Genomic DNA, 11,197 nt, shown 5'->3' with positions numbered 1-11,197 from the left:
GGACCGTGTCACTTCATCCATGCCGGCTGGACGAAATCGCCGGTCGCATATTTGCCTGGATAGAAGAGGACGCGCTTGCCGTCCTGGATCTGGTAGAACTGCAGCGGAACGCCGTCGGTGTTCTGCACCGACAGATGCGTCGCCGGGTCGAAGGTGATGCGCCCGATCGAGGTCTGCTTGTCGGTCTTGCCGATCTGCTCGCCGATCTCCTTGCGCTTGGTCGGGTCGCCGACCTTGGTCAGCGCGTCGGCGTAGATCATGACCTCTTCATAGGTCAGCGCGCCAGCGCCGCCGGATTCGATGTTGTACTTGGCCTTGTACTTGTCGAGCACTGCCTGCGCGCGCGGGTTATTTGGCGACAAAAGCAGGCCGCCCAGCATGTTGTAGACCACGCCGGACGACTTCTCCTTGGTCAGCTTCAGGAATTCGGGAACCGACGGCGCGTATTGGATGAAGACGAGGCTGTCGGTCGGATTCTCCATGAACTGGGTCATGAAGGTCGCGGCATTGGCAGACAGATAGTCGGTGTTGATCAGCAGCGCCGGCGGATCCTTGCGGACCTTGCCGAGGAAGGCGCGCCAGTCGCTGACTTCGCCGAACGGCACAAGATCGTTTTGCGTGATTTCCCAGCCGTCGGCGCCGAAGGCCTTGGCCATGCCTTCCGCGATGCCCTTGGAATAAGGATTGTCGGACGAGATGATCGCGACCTTCTTGTTCGGCAGCTTGATCTTGCCTTGATCCGACAGTTCCTTGATCACCGGCACGATCTCGGTGTTGTAGCCGTCATAGGACGGGGTCAGCGACCATACGGTGGGGAAGTTCTCGGGGTTCGGCGCGATGATGTCGTGGGTCTGCTGCGAATTGGCGGCGATCATGTAGACCATGTCCTGCTCGGCCATCATCTCGATTTCGAAGTTGGTGCTCGAAGCATAGTTGGTGAACACGCCGCCCATGTCGTGGTCGCCGAGCAACCGCTCGACCGCCGTCGCGACCTTGTCGGGATTGCCGTCGCCGACATCGGCCACGACGACTTCGAAAGTGTGGCCGGCGATACCGCCGGCGGCATTCAACTCGTCGACGGCAAGCTTGGCGCCGTTGACCATTTCCTGTCCGTCGGCCGCGGCCGGGCCGGTGAGCGGCGCGAGCACGCCGAGCTTGACGGTGTCGGCATAGGCCAACGCGGACGTGGAAAAGAGCGCCACGGCCGATACTGCTCCCATAAGAACGCGTCTCGTGATCATTTCGTTACCCCTTGATATTGGTTTTATTGGTCGGTCTGTTCAGGCAGTGCCGCACGTGTCGATGATGGCTGCGGCGATGACCTTCGTGGTCTCGATCAGGCTTTCGATCTCCACGCATTCATTGTCGCCGTGGAAGCCGTCGCCGGCGGGTCCGTAGATCACCGGCACCACACCAGCGCCGGCGTAATGCGCCGCATCGGTGACGGCTTCGAAACCTTTGATCACGGGCGCCTTGGCCTGCAGTTCCATGGCGCGCTTGTTGAGCGATTGCACGATCGGTGCGTCGACCGGCGTGTTCATCGGCGGAAAATTGAGGCCGAAAAGATCCCATTCGATCTTCGGCGGATGGGCTCGCATCCAGGCGTCGGTGGCGGCGAAGTGATGGACGAATGCCTCGAACTCGGCTTTCACGTCCTCGAACGTCTCCTGCGGCATGAACTTGTAGTCGAGATCGATGGTGACGACGTCGGGAATGATGGCGGGATTGGTCATGATCGCTGGCGTGCCGTCGGGCCCCAGGCCGGCACCGCCGCGAATGACGCCGGGATTGATGCCTGGAAGACCGGCAGGCAGCAACGGATGCCAGTTGTCGCGGCAACGCGATGCCTCGAATTCACGCAACGCCGCGAGGAATCGCGCAGCGAGCTCGATCGCGTTCACGCCGGGTGTGAGACGGCCCTCGACATGCGGCTGCGGCCAGATCGAATTGAAGCGCCAGCCCGAATGGGCTTGCCGCCCGAAAATCGTCAAGCGCACCCAGGTCAGTCCGCCTTCGGCCGGCACGATGTTGCCCCAGGTCGGCTCGGCGATGATAGCGCTTTTTGCCAGGCGCGAACGCTTGACGAGGTCCATCGCCCCGAAGCCGCCGGCCTCCTCGTCGACCACGGTGTGGATAGCCAGCCGGCCGTCGAGCTTGACCCCTGCCTTGCGGACCGCGCGGGCCGCCGCCACGCAGGCGGCGACGCCGGCCTTCATGTCGACAGCGCCGCGGCCCCAGATGCGGCCGTCCTTGATGTCGCCGCCGAACGGATCGCAGTTCCACTTCGACTGATCGCCCACCGGCACGACGTCGATATGGCCGCAAAGAATGAGGCTTTTCTCGTCGCTGCCCGCCCACTCGCCGGTCAGGTTCGGCCGGTCCGGAAACACGTCCCAACGATCGACGCCGAAGCCGAGCGCTTCCATCTCGCCGGCGAGACGGGTCTGCACATCGGCCTCGCGGTTGATCGCGGGATCGGCCTGAAATTTCGGATTGACGGATGGTATCCGCACGATGTCCCGGGTCAGCCCGACGACGTAGTCCCGGTCCTCCTCGACGGCCTTCCAGACGGCGGAAATCGTGTCGCTCATTTCGCGAGCCCCTTCAATTCATCGAGAAGCTGATCGGTCGTCACCTGGCGGCAATAGCCCTTGATGGTGCGCAGCGAATTGTCGTGGCGCTCCTGCGAATAGGTCGCGCAGGCATCGGTCACCTGCGTGACGAGATATCCAAGGTCGCAGGCGTCGCGCACCGCGCTTTCCACGCACTGGTCGGTCAGCAGCCCGGAGATCACGAGCTGGCGCACACCGAGATTGCGCAGGATGTAGTCGATATGCGTGGAGACGAAGACCGACGACGACGTCTTGGGAAGGCAGATCTCGTCGTCCGTAGGCGCCAGTTCGTCGATGACCTTGCCGTCCCAGGATCCCTTCGGCACATGGAAGCCGGTGATCTTGTAGTCCAGGCTGCGATCGCGGCCGTCCTTGGTCAGGCTTTCGATCGTCGTGTGCATGACCTCGATCCCGCTGGCTCGGAAGCCATCCAGCAGGCGCTTCATGTTTGGGATGGTCTCGCTCTTGATGCGCTTGAAGAACCAGCCGTATTTTTCCTCGAATTCGGCTTTGCTGAGGTCCTTGAACTCGCCGCCGTCCGGATGCGCCGAGAAATTCTGCACATCGATGAACAGGATGCAGGATTGTTCCGGCACCAGCGGAACGTTGCGTGTCAGTTCCATTCCTTAGTCGCCTCTCTTCATGAATTCGTCGATCGCGCCCGCGAGAAGGCCAGCGAAACGCGCCACGCCTTCAGGATGCGAGATGTGATCGTTGCGTACCTCGATCAGGCTGTGCGCGATGCCGTTGCCCTCGCCATGCACCGGTACGAACCAATCGGATTGATCGCTGATCGCGTAAGGCTCTTGCATGCCGATCGAAAGATCCGGCGCGGCCGCGAGGAGATATTGTTTAAGCGCCGGGGATGTCCGCTCGTCCTTCCTGAAGAGGAAGCCGATGTCCCACGGCCTCGACACGCCCCGCAACACCGGATTGAAGCTGTGGATCGCGAAGATGGCCTTCGGCCTGCGATCCCGGATCGCCTGCGCCAGCGCGCGGTCGAACGGCTCGAAAATCTCCGTCGCCCGCTGCGCGCGCTGCCGGGCGTCCAGGTTCCTGTTGGCCGGTATTTCGGTCCCGTCGCTGACCGGCGGGATGGAATCGTCGGCCTCCGTCGGCCTGTTGCAATCGATGACCAGCCGGCTGTATCGCTGCGCGACGAGGCGCGCATCGAGGCGCTCGGAGAGCATCAAGGCAAGATCGCGCGCGCCGATGTCGTAGGCGATATGCCTGTCCATCTCGCTCACCGCGATGCCGAGGTCTCCCAGGGAGGATGGGATCTCTCGGCCGGCATGTTCGCAGACGAGGAGCACATCGCCGCTGCCGGCGGGATTGACGATCTCCACGGGGAAGGGATCGGATGCGCCGAGAAGCGTCGATTGTGGTTGATTGGAAATATTCATGCTGCCTTCTCTATCGGGGTAAAGGTGATGAAAATTTTTCATCAATGTCAAATCCAAAATCATAATTGACTAAATTTTTTCTGTGTGGGAGGAAGGCGGGAATGGAACTCAGGGCACAGATCGAAGAGCTTGAGAGCGCATTGACGCCGGCCGAGCGGAAGCTGGCCTCGACGTTGCTGGCGGACTATCCGTTTGCCGGGCTGCAGACGATCCAGACGCTCGCCGACAAGACGGGCGTGTCGGCGCCCTCGATCACGCGCTTCGTCGCCAAGCTGGGCTGCCAGGGCTACCAGGATTTCCAGCACAAGCTGATCGGCGAGCTCAAGGAGTGGCATCGCTCGCCGGTGGAGCTGCACAGCAAAAGCTCCCATGGCGCGAACTTCCTCGAAGCCTATGTCGAACGCGCGAGCCAGATTGTGCGCGCGGTTCCCGCCGCGCTCACGCAAGTGCAGTTCGAGCGCATCTGCGGCATGGTGGCGGATGAAAGGCGGGCCATCTATCTGATCGGCGGCCGCATCAGCGATCCCATGGCGCAGCATTTCTCGCGCCATCTGCGCCAGATCCGGCGCGACGTCTTTCACATCCCGCCCGATCCGGAAGTCTGGCCGGAATACATCTTGCGGATGAAGGCGCGCGACGTCTTCGTGGTGTTCGATTTTCGCCGCTATCAGCCGCGCCTCGAGCAGCTCGTGCGCACGGCCAAGCAGGCGAGCGGCATCGAAGTCCTGCTCTTCACCGACAAATGGATGTCGCCGGTCTCCAGCGAGGCGACCGAGGTCATCGCGCTCTCGATCGACAACGGAACGGCATGGGACACCTACATCGCCGCCATGGTCACCGTGGACGCGATGATCACCCACATTTCCGAACGGGATTGGAATTCCACAAGCAGCCGCATCCGCGCCTGGGATGCCCTGCGGCTGGACAAGGAAAGGAAGTCGACAAAATGATAAGGGAACCCCTGCTCTTCGTCGCGACATGCGACGTTTCGGGGCGTGTTCGGGGCAAGGCATTTCCCCTCGAGCTCCTCGAGAAACGGGCAGGGCGCGGTGTGGGCTGGACGCCGACCAACGTGCAGATCACCTGCTTCGATGCCATTGCCGAAAGCCCGTATGGTTCGCTTGGCGACCTGTTGCTGGTGCCTGACCGGGACAGCCGCGTGACGGTGGATTTCCAGGATGGCAGCCCCGCCGAGGACTTCATGCTCGGCGACATCCTGACCCTCGACGGCGCCCCCTGGGAGTGCTGCACGCGCTCCATCCTGAAATCGGCGCTGAAGAGGCTGGAGGACATCGCGGGCGCCCGGCTGGTCGGCGCCTTCGAGCACGAGTTCCACCTCAAGGCCGGCGAGGGCGGCGGCGCCTATTCGATGGAGGGCTACCGCAACCGGGCGGCATTCGCCGCAACGCTGATGGCGGCGATCAAGACGGCCGGCCTGAAGCCGGACACGGTGATGAAGGAGTACGGCGTCGGCCAATACGAGGTGACGATCAGCCCGGAGCGCGGCGTGCGCGCGGCCGATGCCGGCCTTGTCCTGCGCGAGATGGTCCGCGCCACCGCGCGGCGCTTCGACGACGAGGCAAGCTTCACCCCGATCCGCCACCCCGACGGTGTCGGCAATGGCGTGCATATCCATCTCAGCTTCGAGGATTCCAGCGGCCGTCCCGCGACCTATGACGAGAATGGTCCGCACGGCATGTCCGCGATCACGCAAGGGTTCGTCGCCGGCGTGCTGAAATATCTCGACAGCATCGTCGCCTTCACGGCGCCGTCGTCGGTTTCCTATCTCAGGCTGACGCCGCATCGCTGGAGTGCGGCCTTCAACAATCTCGGTGTCCGCGACCGGGAGGCGTCGGTGCGGATATGCCCGACCACCGCGCGCGATCCGGAGGGCGTGGCCAGGCAGTACAACATCGAGTTCCGCGCGGCCGACGCCGCCGCCTCGCCGCATCTGGCGCTCGCGGCCATCGTTCATGCCGGGGTGCAGGGCATCGTGGAAAAGCTCGAGGCGCCAAAGGCGACGCAAGAAGATCTTTCGCTGCTCGATCCCGCGGCGCTCGCCGCCCGCGGCTTCACGCGGCTGCCGCAATCGCTCGGCGAGGCAATCGAGCGGATGATGGCCAACGAGACGGTGCGCGGCTGGTTCCCCGCCGGCTTCTGCGAGGTCTACCGCGACCACAAGCTCGGCGAGCTGAAATTCCTCGGCGACCGCAGCGTGCTCGACCAATGCAAGGCCTACGAGGCGGTCTACTAAACTAAGCCTTTCGGCTTGCGGCCGCGGCGGTTCGGCGCGGCGGTCGCAAGCGGCTTCTGATCGACGGTGATGTTGTAGGGCGCGCGAGCGGCTTCGATGCGCTCCATCCGCTCGGCGAAGGAATCGCCGAGCTTGCGCGCGACGGCCGCGATCAGCGCTTCCATGAGCGCGAGTGACGGCGTCATCGTGTCGAAAGGCGACACGGTCTCGACCGGTGCGGAGAAGACGATCGTCGCCCATTGCGCGATGGGAGACCGCCATCGATCGGTGAAGAGGACGATCTGCGCCCCACGCCCCGCGGCGGCTTCCGCAAACTGCACGACGTCGACCTCGTAGCGTCTGATGTCGAAGACGACCAGAAGGTCGCGCTTGCCGAAATCCACGAGCCGGTCCGCGAGTTGCGATCGGTCGTGGGTCAACAAGTGCACGCCGGGCCGGATCTGCTGCAAATGCCATTGCAGCATCGCTGCTAGGAAGCCGCTGACCCGGCCGCCAAGGCAGCTCAAGCGCAGCTTGGGGTCGCTGATCAGGTCGACCGCATCGGCGAACTGGGCCGGGAGGATTTCCTGCTCCATCACGCCAAGGTCGCGTGTGACGGCCTGCAGGTAGCCTTGCCAGACTTCGCGGCTGCCGAGCGACCTGCTCGACGAAGACAGCATCGTCATTGGCGAATTGAGATGGGACGCCACCTCGTCGAGCAGCGCCTGCTGCATGTCGGCGAAGCGCTCATAGCCCAGCTTGTTGGCGAGCCGCGCCACCGTCGGGTCGCTGACCCCGGCGCAGCGCGCGAGATGCGATGCCGAGACCAGCGCGGCGGAGGGATAGTTGCTCAGGAGCTCACGGACGACCTTCTTCTCCGAATTGGTGAAGACGAAATCCTCAGCCGTCAGCCGCTCCCTGATCCTCACGCGGAGAGGCCCCCGTCGACGACGATCTCGGAGCCCGTCAGATAGGCGGAGCGGTCGCTCGCGAGATAAAGTGCCGCCTCGGCGACTTCCGCGGATCTTCCGGCGCGGCCGGCGGGGATGGCGCCGATGATGCCGGCGTTCCGCTCCGGCGGGTTGCGCACCATCATAGCCGTGTCGATCAGCCCCGGCATGATGGCGTTCACGCGGATGGCGAGCGGGGCGAGTTCGCGTGCGGCCGCCCGGCTCATGCCGCGGATCGCCCATTTGGTCGACATATAGGCGAAGGCCCCGGTCGAGCCGCTGAGCGCCGCCACCGAGCAGATGTTGATGATCGCTCCGCGCCCCGCCGACCGCATCGCGGGCAGGACCGACTGCATGCCGATCAGCACGCCGCGCTGGTTTACCCGGTAATGCGCATCCATGTCCGCCGCCGTGGTGTCGATGAAGGGGGCCGGTTCGAAATAGGCGGCGTTGTTGACCAGGATGTCGATCCGCCCGAAACGGCCGGACGCCTCCTCGACGACCCTGCGCCAGTCGCTTTCGTTCGATGCGTCATGCGCCAGGCAGGACAGCACGTCGCTGGCTTCCGGAAGCTGCTGCGGCTTCAGGTCGGTGGCCACGACGCGGCATCCGGCCGCGAGATACGCCTGGGTTATCGCGCCGCCCATCCCGCCGGCGGCGCCGGTGACGATGGCGACGCGACCGTCAAGCTCGCCCCGCTCGCCGCTCATGCATAAACCCCGCGCGTGCCGAGCCAGCCGCCGTCGACGGCCAGCACCTGTCCGCTGACATAGGACGCATCGTCCGAGCAGAGGAAGGCGACCACCGAAGCGATTTCCGGCGGCTGGCCGCTGCGGCGGGCCGGGATGGTGTCGATCATGTTGCGCTTGTACCAGGGATCGTTCTGGACGAATTCGCGATTGCTCGGCGTTTCGATCAGCCCCGGCGCGATCGCGTTGACGCGGATGCCGTGCGGGGTGACGTCCGCCGCCACGTTGCGGGTGAACTGCGCGATCGCGCCCTTGGTCGTGCCGTAGATCACCGAGCGCGGGAAGCCCGCCTGGCCAAAGATCGACGCGATGTTGACGATCGAGCCGCCCGGCCGGCTGATCACACGCAGCGCTTCGCGCGTGAGGCGGATCGTGGCGCGCAGATTGATGGCCATGGTGTCGTCGATATAGTCGTCGTCGCTCTCCTCGAGCGTGATGAGACGGCCGAGGCCGGCATTGTTGACCAGGAAGTCGATGCCGCCGAGCGTATCCATCGCCGTCCGCACGATCGCTTCCGGCGCTTCCTTCGATGCGATGTCGATCAGCAGCCTGGGCGAGGCCATCGCATCGACCAGATCGGCATTGCGATCGACGGAGAGCACCTCGGCGCCCTCGGCGCGAAGCCGCTGCGCCGTAGCCAGGCCCAATCCGCTCGCCGCGCCGGTGACGACGGCGCGCTTGCCCTTGAATCGCATCTCGGATCTCCTCGAAAAGCAGTCTTGAATTTTTTACATATTTCCATAGCTTGCATCAAAATATCAAAAATTCAACATTCCTTTCCGGGAGCTGCAAAAGCCATGAAACACGATCTCTCGGTGGCGCTTACTTTCGACGTCGACGGCCCGTCGGCATGGATCGGAACCATGGAAAGCCGCAATCCATCCATGGTGTCGCGCGGCGAATTCACAGTCGTGGCGACGCCGCGCGTGCTTTCGCTCCTGAAGAAGCACGACATTCCCGGAACCTTCTGCATTCCCGGCCACAACGTTCTGGCTTTCCCCGATCTCGTGCGGGCGATCCGCGACGACGGCCACGAATTCGGCCATCACGGCTGGGTTCATGAGAACCCGGCGAAGTTCGACAGGGACAATGAGCGCCGGATCATCGAGAACGGCCTCGCCGCCTACAGGAAGCTCGACATCCGCCCGGCCGGCTACCGTTCTCCCGCCTGGGATTTCAGCGAGAACACCGTCGAGCTTCTGGAGGAGTTCGGCTTCCTCTATGACTCAAGCTGCATGGCGCATGATTTCCACCCCTACTATCTGCGCAAGCACGACAAGTGGGGCCTGGACGAGCCATACACCTTCGGCCCGGTGACCGAACTCGTCGAGCTCCCGGTAACCTGGGGGCTGGACGACTACCCGGCCTTCGAGGTCGTTGCCGGCTGGAACCAGGGCTATTCGAATCCGCGCGACATCGAGGAGATCTGGTGGGATGACTTCCAGTACGCGCTCGATAACTGCAAGGGCGGCATCTACACGCTCACCATGCATCCCGAATTCATCGGCCGCGGCCACCGCATCATGATGCTCGACCGGCTGATCCAGCGCATGAAAGCCTGCGCGGGCGTGCATTTCACCACGCTCGGCGCCTATGCCGCCGAATGGAAATCGGAGAACCCGCTCGAAAAGTGGAAATCGGAAAACCCGATGCGCACCGGCGTCAACAGCTTCTCATCGCTCTGACAAGCGCACGGGCGGCTTGATCCGTGGCCACGGCAACAGAACGAGCGCCCCGCTGGTCCTGCGGGCTTCCAGGTCCCGATGGGCGTCCGCGGCTTGGGCCAGATCGTAGGACGCAGGCTGCCCGACCCTGACGGCGCGCTGGCGCAGTGCCGCGAAGAAGCGGTCGACATGCGGCGCGAGCTTCTCGGGCATGTCGGTATAATGCGCGTAATTAGGCCGCGAAATGGTAATCGACTTCGAGGCCAGGCGGTCGATGTCCCAGGCGCCGACCGGTCCCGATGCCTGGCCGAAGCTGACGAGATGGCCGCGCACGGCAAGGGCAGCCAGCGAGCCGGCGAAAGTATCGACGCCGACGGCATCGTAGATGACGTTGGCGCCCGCGCCGGCGGTCAGCCGCATGACCGCTTCCGCGAAATCCTCCCGGGAGTAGACGACGACATGGTGCGCGCCGAGACGCTCGGCGATGCGCGCCTTGTCGTCGCTCGACACGGTCGCGATCACGGTGGCGCCGAGATGGCGCGCCCATTGCACCAGCAACTGGCCGATGCCGCCGGCGGCAGCGTGGATGAGCACGACCTCGCCTGGCCGGACCGCATGGATGTCGTGCAGCAGAAAGCTGGCCGTCACGCCCTTGAGCAGGCTCGCGGCGGCGGTTTCGTCCGATATGTCGTCCGACAGGCGCACGAGGAGGTCGGCCGTCATGTTGCGGCGCTCGGCATAGGCGCCGACCGGCGGGCAGGCATAGGCCACGCGATCGCCGACCGACAGGCCCGAGATCGCCGAGCCGACGGCCTCGATGACACCTGCCGCTTCCATGCCGGGCACGCCGGGCGGCTGTAGGAGATCGAAGAAGCCGGTGCGGCAATAGACGTCGATGAAGTTCACGCCGATCGCCGTGTGGCGGATCCGCACCTCGTCGGGCGCCGGCAGCGGCAATGCGATCTCCTTCAACTGCAGCATGTCCGGTCCGCCATAGCGCTCGACGAGGATCGCGCGCGTCGTTTCTTTCGTACCCAGGGATGGTGCGAGGATCGACGGCGCCGGGATCGACCGCGGCGCGACGCCTGTCGGCCTCAACGGCATGATTGCCGGCGACGGCCTCGCGTCGTTCGGTGTGGCGACGTTGCGGCGCCCAAGCAGATTGCGGATCGCGGCAAAGCCGGCACGATAGATGTCTTCGGCGACCAGCTTCACCAGTTCGTCGCGGCGATGCGCCGGCGGATGGAATTCGGAGCGCCACTCCCAGAAGGTGGCGTTGCCGTCGGTCACCGGCTTCAGCCTTATCGATGCGACATAGCCCATCAATGGCAGTGGCGCCTCGAGCAGGCAGTAGCTCAGCCGGCGGTCCTTGTCGGACAGCGCCAGAAGCTGCTCGCGCAGTTCGCCGCCGTCGGCCAGGCGGAAATGGCGCACGGCGCCAACCGCGTCGGCCGGCTCGCCGCCATCGATCTTGCTCGATGCGATCGCCGGATGCCAGCGGTCGTGGCCGTTGAAATCGCGCAGGATCGCCCAGACCTCCTCGATCGGGGCATCGATGATCGTGCTCTGGCGGACCTGGACCATTC

11 protein-coding genes are annotated in these 11,197 nt (G+C 64.2%); 3 read left to right on the top strand and 8 right to left on the bottom strand.

All coding sequences use genetic code 11. The annotated features are described in order from the left end of the window. Window positions 1–8 precede the first annotated feature (8 nt). From RFM41_RS15480 to RFM41_RS15465, 4 genes are read right to left on the bottom strand one after another with little or no spacing between them, the layout of a single operon-like run. Entirely contained in the window at window positions 9–1,241 is a 1,233-nt protein-coding gene (locus RFM41_RS15480; protein ID WP_320249978.1) for an ABC transporter substrate-binding protein, read from the bottom strand. A 39-nt stretch (window positions 1,242–1,280) separates the two neighbouring features. After that, a complete protein-coding gene (locus RFM41_RS15475) occupies window positions 1,281–2,591 on the bottom strand; it encodes a M20 family metallopeptidase (RefSeq protein ID WP_320249976.1) in 1,311 nt (436 codons plus the stop codon). After that, window positions 2,588–3,235, bottom strand: a complete 648-nt coding sequence (locus RFM41_RS15470; protein ID WP_320249974.1) for a cysteine hydrolase family protein — start codon at window positions 3,233–3,235, stop codon at window positions 2,588–2,590. The genes RFM41_RS15475 and RFM41_RS15470 overlap by 4 nt, the downstream gene beginning before the upstream one ends. Window positions 3,236–3,238: 3 nt before the next feature. Then, the gene (locus RFM41_RS15465; protein ID WP_320249973.1) at window positions 3,239–4,015 is read right to left on the bottom strand and encodes an N-formylglutamate amidohydrolase; all 777 of its coding nucleotides are present in this window, start codon (window positions 4,013–4,015) and stop codon (window positions 3,239–3,241) included. 101 nt (window positions 4,016–4,116) lie between these two features. Here RFM41_RS15465 and RFM41_RS15460 point away from each other — a divergent pair, with 101 nt between their 5' ends. Together RFM41_RS15460 and RFM41_RS15455 are read left to right on the top strand one after the other, a co-directional pair. Next, the gene (locus RFM41_RS15460) at window positions 4,117–4,965 is read left to right on the top strand and encodes a MurR/RpiR family transcriptional regulator (RefSeq protein WP_320249972.1); all 849 of its coding nucleotides are present in this window, start codon (window positions 4,117–4,119) and stop codon (window positions 4,963–4,965) included. Beyond that, window positions 4,962–6,269 (top strand): type I glutamate--ammonia ligase, encoded by a 1,308-nt coding sequence (locus RFM41_RS15455; protein ID WP_320249970.1) that lies wholly within the window; start codon window positions 4,962–4,964, stop codon window positions 6,267–6,269. The genes RFM41_RS15460 and RFM41_RS15455 overlap by 4 nt, the downstream gene beginning before the upstream one ends. On the opposite strand, the gene RFM41_RS15450 is transcribed toward RFM41_RS15455, so the two are convergent. Genes RFM41_RS15450 through RFM41_RS15440 form a run of 3 tightly spaced genes read right to left on the bottom strand, consistent with a single transcriptional unit; the run spans window position 6,266 to window position 8,642 of the window. Next, window positions 6,266–7,177: a MurR/RpiR family transcriptional regulator gene (locus RFM41_RS15450; RefSeq protein ID WP_320249968.1), complete on the bottom strand. Its 912-nt coding sequence runs from the start codon at window positions 7,175–7,177 to the stop codon at window positions 6,266–6,268. The genes RFM41_RS15455 and RFM41_RS15450 overlap by 4 nt on opposite strands. Next, window positions 7,174–7,908 (bottom strand): SDR family NAD(P)-dependent oxidoreductase, encoded by a 735-nt coding sequence (locus RFM41_RS15445; RefSeq protein ID WP_320249966.1) that lies wholly within the window; start codon window positions 7,906–7,908, stop codon window positions 7,174–7,176. The genes RFM41_RS15450 and RFM41_RS15445 overlap by 4 nt, the downstream gene beginning before the upstream one ends. Beyond that, window positions 7,905–8,642, bottom strand: a complete 738-nt coding sequence (locus RFM41_RS15440; RefSeq protein ID WP_320249964.1) for an SDR family NAD(P)-dependent oxidoreductase — start codon at window positions 8,640–8,642, stop codon at window positions 7,905–7,907. The genes RFM41_RS15445 and RFM41_RS15440 overlap by 4 nt, the downstream gene beginning before the upstream one ends. Window positions 8,643–8,744: 102 nt before the next feature. Between RFM41_RS15440 and RFM41_RS15435 the strand changes: the two genes are divergently transcribed. Continuing rightward, the gene (locus RFM41_RS15435; protein WP_320249962.1) at window positions 8,745–9,632 is read left to right on the top strand and encodes a polysaccharide deacetylase family protein; all 888 of its coding nucleotides are present in this window, start codon (window positions 8,745–8,747) and stop codon (window positions 9,630–9,632) included. Here the strand turns inward: RFM41_RS15435 and RFM41_RS15430 are convergent. Then, a complete protein-coding gene (locus RFM41_RS15430) occupies window positions 9,621–11,195 on the bottom strand; it encodes an SRPBCC family protein (protein WP_320249961.1) in 1,575 nt (524 codons plus the stop codon). The two genes, RFM41_RS15435 and RFM41_RS15430, sit on opposite strands and share 12 nt — an antisense overlap. Window positions 11,196–11,197: the final 2 nt, after the last annotated feature.

The organism is Mesorhizobium vachelliae (genome assembly GCF_033977325.1).
GTDB classification, from domain to species: Bacteria; Pseudomonadota; Alphaproteobacteria; order Rhizobiales; family Rhizobiaceae; genus Mesorhizobium; species Mesorhizobium vachelliae.
The sequence above is the reverse complement of the archived record's forward strand: the minus strand, read 5'-3'. Positions and strand labels throughout refer to the sequence as shown.